Below are 18,271 nucleotides of genomic sequence, written 5' to 3' on the forward strand. Positions count from 1 at the left end.
ACTCTATGAATTTATCGCAGCACAACCAGTTTTCATCGAAAGCGAGTCAATTATTAAGTTGGGGCCATTGGTTTACATTTGCCAATATTGGCTTAGCGCTTTTAATTAGCTTAAGCTATTTATTTGCCGATTCGCCACCGACCACTTATATGGGTATAACCTATATGATGGTTACTTGGCTAAGCCACACTAGCTTTATTGCATTTTTAGCGTTTGTGCTGACGGTTTTCCCTTTGAGTTTAGTATTCCCCTACCCACGGCATATACGCGGTATGGCAGCAGTGATTGCAACTATCGGGGCCTCAATACTGACTTTAGACGCTTACGTCTACTTTAACTTAGGTTATCACTTAAATGCCTCTGCACTGCCTGAAATTATTTCACTGTTGTGGCATCGTGTAACAAACTCTCCCGCACTTACCACCTTGCTTGCAGGCAGCATAGTGTTAGCAATATTAGCGTTTCAATTGACTGTTAGTAATTTTACTTGGCATCATTTGGGGCGTTTAAAACAGTTTAAATTTGCCCGTTATGCCGGTTCATTTTTAGTGATTTGTTTTGCGCTAAGCCACAGCATTCATATTTGGGCTGATGCCAATTTAAAATTTGATATCACTAAACAAGATAATGTACTACCGCTTTCATACCCGACTACGGCAAAAAGCTTACTCGCTAAAAACGATTTGCTGGATGTTGAAAGCTACGAGCAAGCGCACAACGTTAAAATTAATAACCAAGGTATTAATTATCAAGCACCTGCTCCATTAGAAAAATGTGAAGATTACAGCGCAGCAAAAGTTGATATATTGGTGTTTGATAATGACGAGCAGCTAGCAAAGTTTGTTGCCATCCAACAAAGTATTTATAAAAACACGCAATTTTTACAACCCACAGATCATAGTGATATGTTATTTGGGCTTGTGTACGGCTTGCCAGCATTTTACAAAACGAACATTATTGAGCAGCAAACTTTACCCGTTTGGCAAAGCCAACGCCGTAGTGTGGAAGTGGCCGGTATTGATGAGCTGAGCTTTATTAACGAGCAAGCACATAAAGACAGTGCAATAAGAATTGTTAAAGGGGCTGAAAACGCCACTGTACGTGATGACGCCACCGAATTTTTTGCTTTTAGTATCTCGCAAGATAGCAATGAAATTGTAACCACGTCAACATTGTATAGCTCCGATAAATTTATTTCTAAGGTGAACGGTTTGATTCAGCCTAGCGATATTATCGCTACAAGCCTTGGTCAATACTTAAACTGTAATGCGATTGCGAAGCAAACTATGCTGGGCGAAAACTTGTACAGTAAAAGTAATAATATTGGGGTTAATTACTCGCAAGGCGTGGTGATTGCTTACAAAAAAGATAGAATCACGCTTATTGATCGTGATGGAAATTTTAGAAATATCTCTGCCGCTGAAGGATTTTCAATTGAACAAGGGCTTGATATTCCATTTTTAGTGCATGGTATTAAAAAGCTTAAAACATTCAGCCAATAGCACCTCATAATACGAGCGAGTCATTAAAACTGACTCGCTTAGTTTCTGTTATTAGTCCTTTGCACTTGCTATCCCAACAACCTAGGTTATAGTTTTTAGCATCAATTATTTTTAAGCTCAGTAGCGCATGTTAAGGATAACTGTTATGTGTAAAATTATTAACCTGATCGTTACCGCCTGTCTTTTTTGTTTAAGTACATATACTTCAGCGCAAGCCACCTACTTTAAGTGCGTCACTCCCAAAGGTACCACTTTCTCTCAGTTTCCTTGTAGTGATAATGCTACCTCACACACAATAATCGCCACTGAGCCTAAGCAAACGGGTAAAGAAATAAACTATACCAAACAGTTAAACGAGCTGGAACGAGATACGATTATTTCTAACCTAGAAGCAGAGCTGCGCAGTAATCAGCATAAGTTAGCAATACTTTTACGAGAAAAAGACAGGGCTGATTTTAAACAACAGCAGCGTTTAAATCATATATTGAGCGCAGATGATAAAAAGCGTATTAGCAAAGATATTAGAAACGCACAGAAAACATTAGATAAGCAATATAAAAAAGATAAAGCATTGATTGAAAAGCGTATTAAAAATTTACAAAAAAAGATTGATGCCTATCAACCTTGATCAGGCTAACTTCAATAAATATCATCTTAATTAGCTTGGTTTTAAATATAAAATAACATACCCTTTACATCCATAGAGCATAAACTCTATTGTGTGTTTAGTGGTGTAATTTCCTTTGACCCGCTTTTACAAATTAAATGGTATCCACCGGCATTATCCTAAACACCTAAAGGCGTCTATTAAGGAGTACTGATGCAACCACGCCAAATTGCTGAATTAATTTTAACCGGTTTTAAAAAGCATTATTTGCTGTTTCAAAGAACGACAGCCAAGGCTCCCTTCGCTTTTGCTAAAAGAGACTGGCAAGCTATTAATGATATAAGTCGCCTGCGTATAAGCTATTATGATGATCGGGTGAACGAAACAACAAAAACACTACGAGAACGCCAGCAAACAGACGCGCTAAACGAAAACTTATGGCTTGAAGTGAAAAAGCTTTACCAACACTTTTTATGTTTTCACCCGCAAGCAGAACTTGCTGAAACATTTTATAATTCAGTATTCTGCCGCTTGTACCACCGCCGCTATTTTCACAATGACTTTATTTTTGTAGAAGCCACGCTCAAAGATGCGCCTCCAGTGCCCGTTGAAGCTGAATACCGTAGTTATTTTCCTGTTGTAGATGGTTTAAAGCCCACCATTAAACGCATTATTAATCACTTTGATTTTAAAGCCGACTTTGTCAATCTAGAACGCGATATTCGTTTATTAGTTAAAGCCTTTTATAAACAAGCACCCGATACACACCACCAACATTGGCAAATGCGTTTTGATATATTACATACCCCGTTTTATCGTAATAAAGCCGCTTACATTGTGGGGCGCGTTGTATCGCAAAGTGGCGTTCAGCCTTTTATTATTGCCGTGTTACACCATGAAGATAAAGGCCTTTATTTAGATGCCTTACTTACAAAGTCGTCGCAAATGCGCGTTATTTTTGGCTTTGCGCGTGCCTATTTTATGGTAGAAACTCACGCTCCTTCAGCGTTAGTGCGGTTTTTAAATCAACTTATGCCTAATAAAACCCTCGCCGAGCTTTACAACGCCATAGGCTTTCATAAACAAGGTAAAACCGAGTTTTATCGCGAGTTTTTGAATCATTTAATCCATTCTAATGACGAATTTACCATTGCTCCCGGTACACCGGGTATGGTGATGATGGTATTTACCCTACCCTCGTTTGGTTATGTATTTAAAGTTATTAAAGATAAATTTGGCGAAAGTAAGCCGTTTGGTCGCGATACGGTATTAAAACGCTATCAACTGGTTAAAAGTCATGACCGTGTTGGCCGAATGGCTGACACCATAGAGTATTCAAACGTCGTATTTCCTTTGGCACGATTTGATAGTAACTTGTTAGCACAGTTGCACAAAACCATTGGCTCATCGATGGTGATTGAGGGTGAGTGGTTAATCATAAAACATTTGTATATTGAACGGCGAATGACACCGCTTAATCTTTTTTTAGAAAATGCAGACGAAAAAAGTGCCGCCGATGCCATTGAAGAGTATGGCCAGGCGCTTAAAGAAATGATTGCCGTGAATATTTTCCCTGGCGATATGCTGTTAAAGAACTTTGGTGTAAGTAAGCACAAACGTATTATTTTTTATGATTACGATGAAGTGCAATATTTAACAGACATGAACTTTAGAGCACTACCCAAAGCAAAAAGTTATGATGATTATTTGATGGATGAACAAAGTTACTCGGTTGCTCCGCAAGATGTATTTCCAGAGCAATTATGTACCTTTGTAATGCCTAACCCAACATATAAACAATTTTTAACCAGTACGCACCCAGAACTACTTGATGTGAGCTTTTGGAAACAAGCACAACAAAATATAAAAAATGGAAAGGTGAGTCATATTTATCCCTATCCTACAGCACAGCGTTTTATCCATTACTGGTAAACGTTAAGGACACACAATGAATATAAGTAAAATAGATTTAAATTTACTGGTTTATCTCGATACATTACTGCGCGAATGTAACGTTACTCGTGCCGCTAACCAGCTTAGTATTACTCAACCGGCAATGAGTAATGGACTGAAACGCCTACGTAACCTTTTTAACGATCCTATTTTAGTGCGTACCAGCGATGGTATGGTGCCGACCGAGCGCGCTATTGAGTTACAGCCTGTTATTCGCGGCATTTTGATGACGCTTGAGGAAACGCTAGCACCTAATCGCGAATTTGAAGCTAAACAAAGTAAACGCGTGTTTAGAATTATGGCCAGTGACTATGCAGCCAGTACTATGGCACCGCGTTTGTTAGGGAAATTACATGAAGAAGCCCCAGACACCACATTAGATATTTTAACGCCCAGCGATGTAACCTTTCATGATGTAGAAAACGGTAAAGTAGACATGGCAATTAACCGCTTTGAGAACTTACCGCAATCGTTTCATCATAAGCGAATTTGGAAAGATAGCTTTTGCTGTTTAGTAAGATCCGACAACCCTATTATTGAAAACTTTAGCCTAGATAGCTATTTAAAAGCCCGTCATATTTGGGTAAGTAAAACAGGCTTTGGTGTTGGGGTTGGCATGGACCCTAAAGATGTGCAAAAGCTGGGTTGGGTTGACGAAGCGCTCGCCCATTTTGGGAAGCATCGAAATATTGCCACCTTTACTCGTAACTACCATGTTGCGATTCATTTAGCGAAAGAAAAAAACCTCGTGGCGACTTTACCCTCAAAAGCGGCCAATATTTATGTAGACGATCCAGGGCTTAAAATACTTGAGCCACCTTTTCCTATTCCACCATTTGAACTTGATATGATATGGAGCCCTTTGTTACACAGAGATGCTAGCCATATTTGGTTACGTCAAAAAGTAGCCGAAGTAGCTGAAGAGCTTAAATAACCTTCTTACATGCTTTTATGTAAATTTTGCTTGCTAGCAGCATGTTAGCAAGCTTGCCTAGACATCCCCACAATAATAAAACGATGAAAAACAATTAGTTAAAAATAAAACCGCGTTGGAATGCCGCTTGCTTAGTTATCTATGTATTTTAAATTAACAGAGGTCATTATTATGAGCACTCATCAAGGACAAGAGATAAATCATATCACCGACATTATCCAAGTAATGAATAGCGGTATCGACTTTTACGAAAAAGCACAAGATAAAGTACAAGATCCTAGCTTAAGTGCATTATTTCAGCGCATGATTGACGCCCGCAAAGTAAGTGTTGAAAGCTTACAACCCTATGCAATTAATCAACAAGGTGCACGTGAAGATGGCTCTTCGTTCGCGGTAGAAGCACGCAGAGCATTTACCGCTTTGCTCAGTACATTCACTAGCGATAACGACCAAACCTACATTAAAGAGCTTGAAGAAGTAGAAGATAAAACCTTAGAAGAAATCAAAACAGCGTTGAAAAAGCCTCAATCACATGATTGTGAAGCGGCGCTGTCAAAGGTATTGCTTACCATGCAAAGCTGTCATGCTGAAATGAGTAAAATGCAAAAACATTAAGTTTAAAAACTATAAAAGGGCCTTACGGCCCTTTGGTTGTTAAATAACAATAGGAGAGTTATTAGGGTCTGTTGACCTTTTAAGGTTGAATTTGCAGCAGTCTGTTTGGTATTTAGGCAAGACAGAGCCTATGTGGTGTGGTTATTCCCCATAAATAGGCGATAACGCCGCATCAATACCAAACAGGCGCTGCCCGAAGGGTTCTGCCTAGGGGCGATTTACTCTTTGTTGCCTACATGGATGTAGGTAAGGGGCGTGAGCAGGACGCGGAAGCTTTGCTCGGTTTTTACTTAGCCCACTAGGTTACAAACCTCGCGCCGCGATTAAACCGCTCCTAGTTTGAACAAATTTTAATCCAAAAAGGTCAACAGACCCTTATTAAAAGCGGTATTCTGCACCTACGTAGTAGTAAGCACCGTTAAAACCAAATGGCGCTGAACGACGAGAGTACTTAAATACCCCATCACTGCTGACAATGGTATTACCTTGAGCATCTACAATAGTACCTGAACGTGAATTACCTATGGTGTTTTCATCAGGGTAAACATCAAATAAGTTATTTGCGCCAATGTTTACCGATAAATTATCAGTTACAAAGTAATTAACTTTAATGTCAGTTAAAATTTCAGCACCGTAAGTCTGGCGGCCGCCATCTTCAACTGTGTACTCACCAAAACGATTAAGTGATAAATTAACAGTCCAATCGTCACGGCGATAAAGCGCACTTAAGTTAATGCGATCTTCTGGTTGCCATTCTTCAATGATAGAAATTTCTTGATCAGAAAACACATCATCGACTGGCACGGTTTCAAGACCAGAACCTGCAGGTGTAAATAACGACACGACATCGGTTTCGGTAAAGTTGGCCGCTAATGTAAAATCAAGCGTGCCGCCTAGGCCTTCTGTATTCCATGTAGCTACAAAGTCGATACCTTGCGTTTCTGTGTCAGCGCCATTTAAGAAAAACTGTCCTGCACCAGCACCCGAGCTCAGTAACGCGGCATCAAGACTGTTTGATAAACCTTTGCCTAAGCGATTACTAATTACAATACGGTCGTCAATATCGATTGAGTAGTAATCAAGCGTTACATTAATATTATCGCTTACGTTATAAACAATACCTAAACTGCGGTTTTGTGATTTCTCTTCTGTTAACTTAGGAATACCTAAACTTTGCGCCAGTGTTGAATCGTTTCTAAACGTGCCCACTTCTTCAGCCACTAAATTGCCATTAGGACCAACAACAAACTGCGTGCTGATATTGTTAAAGTACAACTGCTGCATTGAAGGGGCTCTAAATCCTGAGCTTAATGCACCACGAAGTGAAATATCTTCGGTTAGTGACCAGTTACCCGCGAGTTTAAAGTTAACTGTATCGCCAAATCCTTTGTAATTATCGTAACGTAACGCCCCTGAGATAATCACATCTTCAATAACGTAAGCCTCAGCGTCTAAATAAAACGAGATCACATCGCGCGACTCATCAACCGACGATGCTGGCGATGAACCACCAAAGCCTTGTGTGCCACCTGATGCATTTTCGCTACCAATACCACCGCTCAGTCCATTATAAATATTAACACCATTGTTGGTATCGTAATCGCGGTATGCGTATTCGCTGCCCTCTAAAATACGGTACTCATCGGTGCGTATTTCTGCGCCCATTGCTAATGAGTAATCATCAAAATTTTGTGTAAAATCAAGATTAATCGTTTGCAGTGATAACTCCATACCATACGCGTAACCTTCACGTGGAATAGTGGCGCGAATATCTGCGGCGCTCAAGCCTTGGTCGTAACGTAAGAAGTTGGCATAAGAGGCATTAATCGTATCGCTAGTGGTGTAATCAATGCTGTTTTCACCATAGGTGTACGATAAGTCTAAGCTTGAGTCGTTATCAAACTGCGTTTTATAACCAAAGTTATATGAAATATCGTCAATCGTAGTGTTTATTTTTGGTAAAAAGCCAGCCGGAACTGTCGCATCACCATCTTGTAATACTGGGTTACCACCGGCATTGGCATTATGACGGAAAAATGCTGCTGATTCGTTATCACGCGTTGAATAGGTAATAAAACCGTATAGTTCACCCGCCCCTAATTCGTAGCCGGTGTTAACGGTTAAACCAAATTGTTGAGAGTCGGCATCACCAATTCTAAATGTATCGCGTGGCGCGGTTAGTTCACGCGGGTCGCCTGCCAGTAACGTGCCGTCACTGAGCTCAGTACAACCATAAAATTGACATGAACCATGAAGCCCTGCACGGTTAGTTGGCGCGCGGTCACGGTAGTTTATAGTTGTATTTAAATAACCATTGTCACCTAAAGCAAAGCCTTTATTAAAGTCGATGTTAACAGTTTCGCCATCACCTTCTGAATACTCACCGTAGTTAATAGCGGCTTTACCACCTTCGCTGCCATCTTTGAGCACAATATTTATAACACCGGCAATTGCATCAGAACCATATTGAGCCGCAGCGCCATCACGCAGTACTTCAATACGTTTAATTGCTGAGGCTGGAATGGCGTTCATATCGGTACCCGCCGTACCACGCCCCACCGAAGTATTAATATGAATAATACTGGCTTGGTGACGACGCTTACCATTGATCAATACCAACGTTTGATCTGGCCCTAGGCCACGTAGCGTTGCTGGTCTTAATGCGTCAGTACCATCACTAATAGATGAACTTGAAAAGTTAAAAGAAGGTGCGATAGCTTGAAGCATGCGACCAACTTCTGTTTGGCCGGTATTTTCGAGTGCTTCTGCACTTAAAATATCAACGGGGACAGGTAAGTCTTCAACTGAGCGCCCTGCCACACGACTACCTACAATAGCAATTTTTTCGATGTTTTGTTCTGCGCTTTGTTCAGCGGCATTTATTCCTTGTGAATTAACTGCAAGTAAAGCAGGTAATACAGCTGCACTAACTCCTGAAAGCTTCATCATGTTGTTATCTTTCCTATTGATTTGTTTGAGTTTAATACTCAGTAAACCATTTTGATCAACAACCGCATCGAGCGGTGTCTCAGCCAGTAATGCTTTTAGTGCATCAAGTTGAGAATAAAATCCATACAACGAATTTGCTTTGTATTGCTTGGCAAGTTCATACGAAAAAACCACAGTTTGTTCTGTTTGCTTAGCAAATTCTATTAAAGCTTTGTCTGCTCGTTGCGCTTTTATATCAAATTGCATCATTTGCCCTTCGGTTTGACTTGCATACACACTGATACTAAAAAACAGCGGTGCAACAAGGCCAAATTGAGTTAAATGGCACGTATGGTTACTGCGCAACTTATATAAACAGTTAGCAAACAAAAATCCTCTATAGTTTTTTATCATTTTTATAATCTTTAAATTACTTTTTACACTCTTATGAGCAACATTGATTAACAATGATGTGATTTTCATTACGATTACCTATGATTTTTTTTGATATTTTAGGCTAACAACATGCTCGCCTAAACGTTCATGTTCAATCGAAAAATTAGTTTGCAAGCTCTCTAACAGCCCTGCCACATCACCCGCTTTAAAAACACCGGCCACTTTTATAAGGGCTAACTCATCAGATGATAGTTCAAACCGCGTAGCGGTATAACGGCTGACTTCGTTTAAGGCATCAACCAGTTGCTCACCATTAAATATCAACATGCCATTTTGCCAAGCTAAGTCACGCTGTACATCATCAACCGATAACTGTGTGATTGGTTTGGTAACGCTTTGTTCAATAATTACTTTTTCACCGGAAATCACAATATTGGCATTAATTTGACGAATTTCATGATTGTTATTATCAGCTTGTTGATACGCTTTAAAATCATCAGCATTAACAGCAACGCTAGGATCGGTGATCATCACTTTACCCTCAGTAACAACCAGCTCGAGATCTGACGAAGTATTGCGCTGCACATTAAATACAGTACCGAGAGCGGTAAAGCTTTTATCACCGGCCATCACGCTGAATGGGCGTGATGCATCTTTAGCAACATTAAAACGGCCCTCGCCACGACTTAGTAACAATTGCCTACGACCTTGGCTATAAGCGACTTCCAATGAGCTATTGGTATTAAGTTGTACAATTGTGCCATCTGGTAAAACATAGGTTGCTTGCTCGCCAACTTTTGTTTTATAAATTTTTGTATAATTTACCTTGGCTAAATTTTTGTTGAAATTGCTATCTATATTTAGCAATAAATAGCTGCACATCATTAATGCAGCAACAATACTTGCTGCCATGCCAAATACATACGCAAGCTTTGTTTTGCTATTAGCCGGTTGTTTATTTGGAAATAATACGCTGAGTTCGTTAAGCACACTCAGGTCATCCCAAAGCTGAGCTAATTCATACACCGCATTTTGATGAGCAGTACTTTGTAGCATCCACAGTTTAAATTGTTCTTGCTCTTCTTTTGTAAGGCCACGGTCAATAGCACTGATCCATTGCGATGCTTTTTCTAATATTAATTCTTTTGAGGTAAATTGATGGATGATATTCATTTTGCTGCCCTCATTATGTCCGCACTTTGTTGGCAATGGTCGCTCTCATAGTGTGACTGTTCGCGCATATATAGCATGGTATTTAATAACCCTTTGGCAATGTGTTTTTCTACCGTACTTTGACTTAGCTGCATTTGCTGTGCGATCTCTTTTTGGCTCATTCCATAGACTTTTTTTAAAATAAAGCACTTTCTTACAACAGGACTTAATTGCTCAGTCGCCCGACAAAATAATAAAAAACGCTCTTTAGAGGTGTATTCGTCTTCTAATTGCATTGATTTAAGCAATTTAGGGAGTTCAGTTTCGTGGTTTAAAGGGGTACTAAATTTATTATCCCATTTAGCTATATGATTAAGTGCTAGGTGTTTAGCTGTTTTTAACATGTAGCTACGGGTGTATTGAATATCTTGCTTTAATTCAGCTTCATAACTTTTAACAAAGGTCTCTTGAACAATATCATCAACATCGTCAGGCAACACAATTTTAGACACGAAGCGCCGCAGTTGCGTGGATATGTCTGATAATGTACTGGCTAATCTAAGTCCTTGAGCCACGTGGGTCGTCTCTTGTTATTATTTCCGTAAGATTACGGGTTTTAGGGCTAATTACAAGGAATTTTGTTAATTATTGGTTATTTATTAGTTACTAACATAGATAGTGCAATGTAAACGTATTACCTTTTATAACTTTTTTAATGATTATGCCTGTTTGGTAAATATTGAAAGTTACCGCAATTTTAGTTGATTAGGCTTTTTATAATGAGGGCAAACAGATATTTAGCTTAATTTTATTGGCGTGTTGTGTAGTAATTTAGTAGTGGCAACGCTACTATTAACGGATAGGAGTTACATATGAATAATCAAAAATTATCAGATTTTGAGCTTTATTTTCAAATTGATGAAAGTAATCGCGTCAATCTGTTTGCCGTAGATGATTCGGCTGTGCCAAAAAGTTTAGCTGAACTTGACGCTGATATTCCGCCTTTATTTAAACTTGCTAACGAAGTAAGCAGTTTAGAGCAAAGCGCCTTAGGCCCTTTGCGTAATTTAGGTGATATTGCCCAAGAACTAACTACTTTTTTACAAGCTCAGTCGCGCAAAATAGATTTGATCATGAGTCATATTTTAGCTTCTGAACAACCAGAAGATAACTCTATCTATTGCGACAGTTACGGCGGTGGCGGCATTAAGTTTACCAGTGAACATTTGTATACATTAGAGCAAAAGTTTCGTACTAAACTTTTTTTACAACACGAGGCCTCTGCGGTGTATTGTTATAGCGAAGTGGTTGCCATTGAAAAACAAGATAATGAGCACTACCAATATACCCTGTTATTTGTATCAATAAGAGACAGCGACCAAGAGTTGGTTGTAAGAGCCAGCTTACATGCGCAAACTCGCCAGCTTAAAAAGCGCCAGCAACTTGAAAAAGCCAAAGAGAGTACAAACGATAAAAGCTAGCGTTTATTTACTTCTCAAATCGCTTTAAAATTGTGAGCCAAACACTCATTTAGAAGTGACTTAGCAGTAATTGAACTGCTAAACTAGCCCCATCTTTATTTGTATTAAAAATCCATGAACTTTAGACTTTTACCTGAATGGGCCGAGCAAGACGCTGTTATGCTTACATGGCCGCATAAAGACACAGATTGGGCTGATAACTTAGCCCGTGTAGAACCTGTATATATTGAGCTTGCTAAGCATATAACAACGCAGCAAAAGCTTGTTATTGTGGCGCATAATAGTGCCTTAAAAATGCATATTACAGCATTGCTAAATAGCGCTAACATCTCTTTGAATCGTGTTCATTTTGTAGTAACCCCTACCAACGATACGTGGGCGCGCGATCATGGCCCGCTTACTTGTGGCGCTATTGACTCACCCGAGCAACTAAAAGTATATGATTTTACTTTCAATGGTTGGGGCAATAAATTTGAAAGCGCATTAGATAATGAAATTAATCGTACTTTGGTAAAAGAGTTAAGTAGCAAAAACAACCACTATCAAGCGCTCGATATGGTACTTGAAGGTGGCGGTATTGAAATAAACGAGCATGGTGTGTTGCTAACAACCAGCGAATGTTTGCTTAATAAAAACCGTAACCCAAATTTAAACCCAAGTGACATAGAAGCGCTTTTAAAAGCGCACTTGGGCGCAACAGATTTTTTATGGGTTGATCATGGCTATTTAGCAGGTGACGACACCGACAGCCACATTGATACCTTAGTGCGTTTTGCACCAAATAATACCCTAGTGTATGTGCAATGTGACGATGAAAGCGATGAGCACTTCAGCGCGCTTAATGCCATGCAAAAGCAACTACAAAGCTTTAAAACTGCCGATCGCACCCCATATAAGCTAATTGAGTTGCCATGGCCAAAAGCCGTGTACGATGATGAAAACACGCGCTTACCCGCCACCTATGCAAATTACTTAATTATTAACAATGCGGTATTAGTGCCTACTTATAACGATATAAACGATCAACGCGCGTTAGCACAGGTTCAAAAAGCATACCCAGAGCACACAATTATTGGGGTAAATTGTTTATCTATTATTGAGCAATTTGGCAGTCTTCACTGCATTACAATGCAATTACCTCGTGGATTTTTAGCTGGAGCAGCACAATGACAAGCCCTGCAAATTTATCAGTTGCCTTAGTGCAACAAAGCAACAGTGACAACGCTGAACACAATATTGAAAAATCAATTGCTGGCATTCGCGATGCAGCCAGTCAAGGTGCACAACTTGTTGTGCTACAAGAATTACACCGTAGTTTATATTTTTGCCAAACTGAAGATGTCGACGTCTTTGATTTAGCCGAAACAATACCTGGGCCGAGTAGTAACACGTTAGGTGAACTTGCTAAAGAGCTTGGTATTGTAATTGTCGCGTCTTTATTTGAAAAGCGCGCTACAGGCCTTTACCACAATACCGCAGTGGTGCTCGAAAAAGACGGCAGTATTGCCGGTAAATACCGTAAAATGCATATACCGGATGACCCTGGCTTTTACGAAAAGTTTTACTTTACTCCTGGCGACTTAGGCTTTGAGCCTATTCAAACCTCAGTGGGCAAACTTGGCGTACTGGTGTGTTGGGATCAGTGGTTTCCTGAAGCGGCGCGTTTAATGGCGATGGCCGGTGCAGAGCTTTTAATTTATCCAACAGCAATTGGCTGGGATCCACGCGATGATAAAGACGAGCAAACCCGTCAAAAAGATGCTTGGGTTATTAGCCAACGAGCCCATGCGGTAGCCAATGGCGTTCCAGTGATTAGCTGTAATCGTGTTGGTCTTGAGCGCGACCCGAGTGGACAAAGTGACGGCATTCAATTTTGGGGTAACTCGTTTATTGCAGGTCCTCAAGGCGAAATATTGGCAGAGGCCGATAATCAAAGTGAACAAATATTAATGGTTGAACTTGATCAAAAACGCAGCGAAAACGTAAGACGTATCTGGCCGTATTTACGCGACCGCAGAATAGATCATTATCAAGATTTAACAAAAATCTATCGCGACTAAATAATAGTATGGCTCTTAGCAGCTAAGAGCCTAATTTAATGGAGTAATTAATGGCGTTTGAGCAATGGGCAGCCTTGCCTTGGGTAAAATCTCAAAAAGATAAAATTCAATGGGGCGAGCTTTTAGGCAGTGGCTTGAGCATTGCCATTGCACAAGGTGTAAAACAACAAGATAACTTAGTGTTAATAGTTACGCCAGATACACCAAGTGCTTTGCGCCTTGAAACCGAATTAGAGTATTTGCTTCCGGATAACCCGGTAATGATATTTCCGGATTGGGAGACATTGCCTTACGATCATTTTTCTCCCCATCAAGATATTATTTCCGCGCGCTTAGCAACGCTTAATACCCTGAAAAACGAGCAACAAAGCGTGCTCATTATGCCTGTATCAACGCTGATGCTGCGCACGGCCCCTGCTTCGTTTATATACGGTTCAACGCTTAATTTTAAAGTGGGCGATAGATTAGACACCCACGCTTTACGTGAAAACTTAGAGCAAGCGGGTTACATGCACGTGCAACAAGTTATGGAGCATGGCGAATATGCAATACGTGGCTCTATTGTTGATTTATACCCGATGGGCAGTAAACACCCATTTAGGCTCGATTTTTTTGATGACGAGCTTGATACCATTCGCTTATTTGATGTGGAAACACAACGCTCAGACGAAAAAGTTGAAAAAATTGAGTTACTTCCTGCCCATGAATTCCCCACTAACGACACAGATATTGAACGCTTTAGAATAAACTATCGTGAAAAGTTTGGCGCAAGCGCAGAGCAAGACTCTGTCTATATGCAAGTTAGTAAAGGTAATTGGCCTGGAGGTATTGAATACTACATGCCATTATTTTTTGATGGCTTGGCGACTATTTTTGACTATTTGCCTGAATCAACGACCGTGATGCAATTAGGCGATTTAGAACATGCGGCGGATAATTTTTGGCACGATGTTAATGTACGCTATGAAAACCGCCGTGTGGACCCCTTGCGCCCACTTTTACCACCGGATGAATTGTACCAGCCAATCAATGAGCTATTTTCAAACTTAGGTAATTATGGCCGCATTCGTTTATCGCAAGCAAAATTGGGCACTAAAGCCGGCAATAAAAACCTTGCCGTTAATGAATTACCCAATGTCCGCATTGATCATAAACAACATGAACCCTACAACGCATTCATTAGCTATGTGGCAGAGCAAAAAAAGAAAAAAGGCCGAGTTGTCATTAGTGTTGAGTCGGATGGTCGACGTGAATCATTACTGAGTATATTAAAACCCAGCGGCTTAAAATTTAAAGAATTTGATACTTTTGAGCAATTTATCAACAGCAGTAGTGACGTTGGTTTAATTGTAAGCCCACTGGAACAAAGTGTTGTGCTTAGCACAAGACCTAGCCTGAGCATTATTACTGAGCAAGAATTGCTTGGAATTAAAGTATCACAACGCAGACGCCGTAAGCACAAGTATGAAGCAAGCCAAGATGCGCTAATTCGTAACTTAGCAGAGTTAAAAGAAGGCCAACCGGTTGTGCACCTTGACCATGGTGTTGGCCGTTATCAAGGACTGCAAACAATTGATGCCGCCGGTGTGGTTACTGAATTTGTAACCATTATTTATGCCGGTGAAGCAAAGCTCTATGTGCCGGTATCAGCGCTTCATATGCTTAGCCGTTACTCTGGCGGTGAAGAAGCTAGTGCCCCACTGCACAAGCTCGGCTCTGATGCGTGGGATAAGGCAAAAAAACGCGCCGCTGAAAAAGTACGTGATGTCGCTGCTGAATTGCTCGATATTTACGCTCAGCGCCAAGCAAAGCCGGGTAATAAATTTACGCTTGATGGCCAAGCTTATCGTCAATTTAGTGATAGCTTCCCGTTTGAAGAAACGGATGATCAACGTAACGCTATTGAAGCTGTACTGGGTGATATGCAATCAAAACAAGCCATGGATCGCTTAGTCTGTGGTGATGTAGGCTTTGGTAAAACCGAAGTAGCAATGCGTGCAGCGTTTGTCGCGGTTAACGATAATAAGCAAGTTGCTATTTTAGTCCCTACCACCCTACTTGCTCAACAACACTACGATAACTTTAAAGACCGCTTTGCTGATTTTCCAATTGAAGTGGGTGTGCTGTCGCGTTTTAATTCGACCAAAGAGCAAAAAGAAACCCTTGAAAAAATGAGTAATGGCAAGCTTGATGTGGTTATTGGCACGCATAAACTAATTCAACAAGACATCAATTTTAAAGACTTAGGCCTGTTAATTGTTGATGAAGAACACCGATTTGGGGTGCGCCAAAAAGAAAAAATTAAAGCCCTGAGAGCGGATGTTGACATACTCACCCTGACCGCAACCCCTATCCCCCGTACTTTAAATATGGCCATGAGTGGTATGCGCGATTTATCTATTATTGCTACCCCACCGGCTAAACGCTTAGCTGTTAAAACTTTTGTGCGCCAACGCGACGAAGAGCTTATTCGCGAAGCGGTTTTACGTGAGATTAAACGCGGCGGCCAGGTGTACTTTTTACACAACAATGTAGAAACCATTGAGCGTGTTGCTCAAGAAATTAGCGAATGGGTGCCTGAGGCAACAGTTACCTCAGCCCACGGGCAAATGCGAGAGCAAGAGCTTGAGCAGATTATGACCGATTTTTATCATCAAAAATACAATGTACTGGTATGTACTACGATTATTGAAACCGGCATTGATGTACCCACAGCAAATACCATTATTATGGACAGAGCCGATAAACTCGGTCTTGCTCAGCTGCATCAATTACGCGGGCGTGTTGGTAGAAGCCATCACCAAGCCTATGCTTATTTACTTACAGGTAACCCTAAAGCGCTCTCTAAAGATGCGAAAAAGCGTTTGGATGCCATTGCCTCATTAGAAGATTTAGGCGCGGGCTTTGCCTTGGCAACCCACGATTTAGAAATTCGTGGTGCCGGTGAGCTATTAGGAGATGATCAATCTGGACAAATGCAGACCATTGGTTTTAATTTGTATATGGAAATGCTTGAACAGGCCGTTAACGCACTTAAAAATGGTCAAGAGCCAACTCTTGAAAATCTATTACAAAAACAAACAGAAGTAGACTTAAAGCTACCTGCTTTGTTACCAGATGATTATATTCATGATGTTAACGCGCGTTTAGGTATGTACAAGCGAGTAGCAAGTTGTGCTAACCTTGCTGATATTGATGAGCTGCAAGTTGAATTAATAGACCGCTTTGGTTTATTACCTGATGCAGCTAAAAACCTATTTAGTTTACAACAACTAAAAATGCAGGCGAGCAATTTGGGCATAACCAAAATAGAAGCTAACCCGAAAGGAGGCTACTTTGAGTTTAGTCAAAATACCAAGGTTAATCCTAGCTTCATTATTGGTTTGATACAAAGTGCGCCACATATTTATAAGATGGATGGCGCAAATAAATTACGCTTTGCCATTAGCGAGGCGAATGCCCGTGAACGCTTAAAAATGATCACTGCTATGATTGCAGATTTCGAAAAAAAGGTTAGCCATTAATGTTGCTGAAAAAATCGCTGGTTGTTTTATGCTGCTTGTTTAGTAGTACTGCATTTGCAGAGCGTTGGTTTGAAGTAGAAGTGTTGATATTTAAACAACGCCCTGCTCCATACCTACAAGAAGACTTTAGCTTAAAGCACGACGCCATAGAAGATAAAAACACCTTAGATTTACTAAGCCCTGTTTATAAAAAACAAGCAATGGACGCGTGTATAAATGGCGATCCGCGTTTTCAAAAACGTACCTTTGCTGACACTTTAGTCAACTCAAATCCTCAGTCAGCAGCGTGTAACGACAGCATTGATTATGTAAAAAGTTACGATGTGTTACCAGTAATACCTCAAGCACCTGCCCAAGAGACGATGGAGCAAACTTACCTGTTAGCCCCTGAGCAATTGCAGTTTCAATCACAACGCCAAGCTTTAGACCGCAAAGGACTAACTCCTTTATTGCATACCGGGTGGCGATTTGAGGGTGCGAGCAAGTCACGCTCGCCTAGCATTCATTTGTTTGCAGGCAGCCAATTAAAAAACAATATGAACACCGGTTTTAGTTACGCTAATTCCGACTTTATTAGCTTAATAAATACGCCTGAACCACTATTTGACGAAGCTCAATCTTCTGACATGAAATGGGAGTTAGATGGGCTATTTAAAATACACTTGCGCCATTACTTATTTATTAATGCACACTTTGATATAAGTGAAAAACGTGACAATGGTGAGCTAGAATCAGCCCGCTTTTCACAGTTTAGGCGAGTGTTCAGTGAAGACATTCATTATTTTGATCACCCTCGTATGGGGATGATTGTGCAAATTCGAAAATTTAATCATTAACGGTATTATTCAAGGAAAATAACAATGAAAAAATTACTTATTATTGCAGCGGCACTGAGTCTTGCTGCTTGTTCAAAAGTAAACTTAGAAAATTATGAAAAGATTAAAATCGGTATGGACAAAACAGAAGTTGAAGCTCTTTTAGGCAGTGCTGATAATTGTGTAGAAAAAACACTGCATACTAGTTGTACTTGGGGTAATGACGCTAAAAATATCGAAATTACCTTAGTATCAGACAAAGTAACGCTATACAGCAAAAAAGGGCTAACGGATAAATAAAGAC

General features: G+C 40.3%; 14 protein-coding genes. 11 read left to right on the forward strand and 3 right to left on the reverse strand.

Annotated features, from left to right (window positions below):
* Positions 1-5: 5 nt before the first annotated feature.
* From LOC50_RS07935 to LOC50_RS07955, 5 genes are all read left to right on the forward strand, one after another.
* On the forward strand, positions 6-1,502 hold the full coding sequence (locus LOC50_RS07935) for a DUF3413 domain-containing protein (RefSeq protein WP_036982985.1): 1,497 nt from the start codon (positions 6-8) through the stop codon (positions 1,500-1,502).
* A gap of 145 nt (positions 1,503-1,647) precedes the next feature.
* The gene (locus LOC50_RS07940; protein ID WP_036982987.1) at positions 1,648-2,130 is read left to right on the forward strand and encodes a DUF4124 domain-containing protein; all 483 of its coding nucleotides are present in this window, start codon (positions 1,648-1,650) and stop codon (positions 2,128-2,130) included.
* A gap of 192 nt (positions 2,131-2,322) precedes the next feature.
* Entirely contained in the window at positions 2,323-4,041 is a 1,719-nt protein-coding gene (aceK, locus tag LOC50_RS07945; protein ID WP_036982989.1) for a bifunctional isocitrate dehydrogenase kinase/phosphatase, read from the forward strand.
* 16 nt (positions 4,042-4,057) lie between these two features.
* Positions 4,058-4,996, forward strand: coding sequence for a LysR family transcriptional regulator (locus LOC50_RS07950; RefSeq protein ID WP_028835763.1), 939 nt, complete (start codon positions 4,058-4,060; stop codon positions 4,994-4,996).
* Between the two features lie 171 nt (positions 4,997-5,167).
* Positions 5,168-5,611: a ferritin-like domain-containing protein gene (locus tag LOC50_RS07955; protein ID WP_036983479.1), complete on the forward strand. Its 444-nt coding sequence runs from the start codon at positions 5,168-5,170 to the stop codon at positions 5,609-5,611.
* 378 nt (positions 5,612-5,989) lie between these two features.
* On the opposite strand, the gene LOC50_RS07960 is transcribed toward LOC50_RS07955, so the two are convergent.
* From LOC50_RS07960 to LOC50_RS07970, 3 genes are read right to left on the reverse strand one after another with little or no spacing between them, the layout of a single operon-like run.
* The gene (locus LOC50_RS07960) at positions 5,990-9,022 is read right to left on the reverse strand and encodes a TonB-dependent receptor plug domain-containing protein (protein ID WP_036982991.1); all 3,033 of its coding nucleotides are present in this window, start codon (positions 9,020-9,022) and stop codon (positions 5,990-5,992) included.
* Between the two features lie 9 nt (positions 9,023-9,031).
* Positions 9,032-10,108: a FecR family protein gene (locus LOC50_RS07965; RefSeq protein WP_036982993.1), complete on the reverse strand. Its 1,077-nt coding sequence runs from the start codon at positions 10,106-10,108 to the stop codon at positions 9,032-9,034.
* A complete protein-coding gene (locus tag LOC50_RS07970; RefSeq protein ID WP_036982995.1) occupies positions 10,105-10,662 on the reverse strand; it encodes an RNA polymerase sigma factor in 558 nt (185 codons plus the stop codon). Before LOC50_RS07970 ends, LOC50_RS07965 begins: the two co-directional genes overlap by 4 nt.
* 297 nt (positions 10,663-10,959) lie before the next feature.
* On the opposite strand from LOC50_RS07970, the gene LOC50_RS07975 reads away from it, so the two are divergent.
* From LOC50_RS07975 to LOC50_RS08000, 6 genes are all read left to right on the forward strand, one after another.
* The gene (locus LOC50_RS07975) at positions 10,960-11,568 is read left to right on the forward strand and encodes a PilZ domain-containing protein (protein ID WP_036982997.1); all 609 of its coding nucleotides are present in this window, start codon (positions 10,960-10,962) and stop codon (positions 11,566-11,568) included.
* A 114-nt stretch (positions 11,569-11,682) separates the two neighbouring features.
* Entirely contained in the window at positions 11,683-12,738 is a 1,056-nt protein-coding gene (locus LOC50_RS07980) for an agmatine deiminase family protein (RefSeq protein WP_036982999.1), read from the forward strand.
* The gene (locus LOC50_RS07985; RefSeq protein ID WP_013464677.1) at positions 12,735-13,628 is read left to right on the forward strand and encodes a carbon-nitrogen hydrolase; all 894 of its coding nucleotides are present in this window, start codon (positions 12,735-12,737) and stop codon (positions 13,626-13,628) included. The genes LOC50_RS07980 and LOC50_RS07985 overlap by 4 nt, the downstream gene beginning before the upstream one ends.
* A gap of 50 nt (positions 13,629-13,678) precedes the next feature.
* Entirely contained in the window at positions 13,679-17,152 is a 3,474-nt protein-coding gene (mfd, locus tag LOC50_RS07990) for a transcription-repair coupling factor (RefSeq protein ID WP_036983002.1), read from the forward strand.
* The gene (locus LOC50_RS07995; RefSeq protein ID WP_036983004.1) at positions 17,152-17,988 is read left to right on the forward strand and encodes a peptidoglycan binding protein CsiV; all 837 of its coding nucleotides are present in this window, start codon (positions 17,152-17,154) and stop codon (positions 17,986-17,988) included. The genes mfd and LOC50_RS07995 overlap by 1 nt, the downstream gene beginning before the upstream one ends.
* A gap of 24 nt (positions 17,989-18,012) precedes the next feature.
* A complete protein-coding gene (locus LOC50_RS08000; RefSeq protein ID WP_036983007.1) occupies positions 18,013-18,267 on the forward strand; it encodes a lipoprotein in 255 nt (84 codons plus the stop codon).
* Positions 18,268-18,271: the final 4 nt, after the last annotated feature.

The organism is Pseudoalteromonas sp. SCSIO 43095 (assembly GCF_023650455.1).
GTDB classification, from domain to species: domain Bacteria; phylum Pseudomonadota; class Gammaproteobacteria; order Enterobacterales; family Alteromonadaceae; genus Pseudoalteromonas; species Pseudoalteromonas tetraodonis.

What these genes read in the sequence shown, in the direction of transcription:
- LOC50_RS07935 (WP_036982985.1), top strand. Translation starts at nt 6, where the DNA reads ATGAATTTATCGCAGCACAACCAGTTTTCATCGAAAGCGAGTCAATTA.
- LOC50_RS07940 (WP_036982987.1), top strand. Translation starts at nt 1,648, where the DNA reads ATGTGTAAAATTATTAACCTGATCGTTACCGCCTGTCTTTTTTGTTTA.
- aceK (WP_036982989.1), top strand. Translation starts at nt 2,323, where the DNA reads ATGCAACCACGCCAAATTGCTGAATTAATTTTAACCGGTTTTAAAAAG.
- LOC50_RS07950 (WP_028835763.1), top strand. Translation starts at nt 4,058, where the DNA reads ATGAATATAAGTAAAATAGATTTAAATTTACTGGTTTATCTCGATACA.
- LOC50_RS07955 (WP_036983479.1), top strand. Translation starts at nt 5,168, where the DNA reads ATGAGCACTCATCAAGGACAAGAGATAAATCATATCACCGACATTATC.
- LOC50_RS07960 (WP_036982991.1), bottom strand. Translation starts at nt 9,022, where the DNA reads ATGAAAATCACATCATTGTTAATCAATGTTGCTCATAAGAGTGTAAAA.
- LOC50_RS07965 (WP_036982993.1), bottom strand. Translation starts at nt 10,108, where the DNA reads ATGAATATCATCCATCAATTTACCTCAAAAGAATTAATATTAGAAAAA.
- LOC50_RS07975 (WP_036982997.1), top strand. Translation starts at nt 10,960, where the DNA reads ATGAATAATCAAAAATTATCAGATTTTGAGCTTTATTTTCAAATTGAT.
- LOC50_RS07980 (WP_036982999.1), top strand. Translation starts at nt 11,683, where the DNA reads ATGAACTTTAGACTTTTACCTGAATGGGCCGAGCAAGACGCTGTTATG.
- LOC50_RS07985 (WP_013464677.1), top strand. Translation starts at nt 12,735, where the DNA reads ATGACAAGCCCTGCAAATTTATCAGTTGCCTTAGTGCAACAAAGCAAC.
- mfd (WP_036983002.1), top strand. Translation starts at nt 13,679, where the DNA reads ATGGCGTTTGAGCAATGGGCAGCCTTGCCTTGGGTAAAATCTCAAAAA.
- LOC50_RS07995 (WP_036983004.1), top strand. Translation starts at nt 17,152, where the DNA reads ATGTTGCTGAAAAAATCGCTGGTTGTTTTATGCTGCTTGTTTAGTAGT.
- LOC50_RS08000 (WP_036983007.1), top strand. Translation starts at nt 18,013, where the DNA reads ATGAAAAAATTACTTATTATTGCAGCGGCACTGAGTCTTGCTGCTTGT.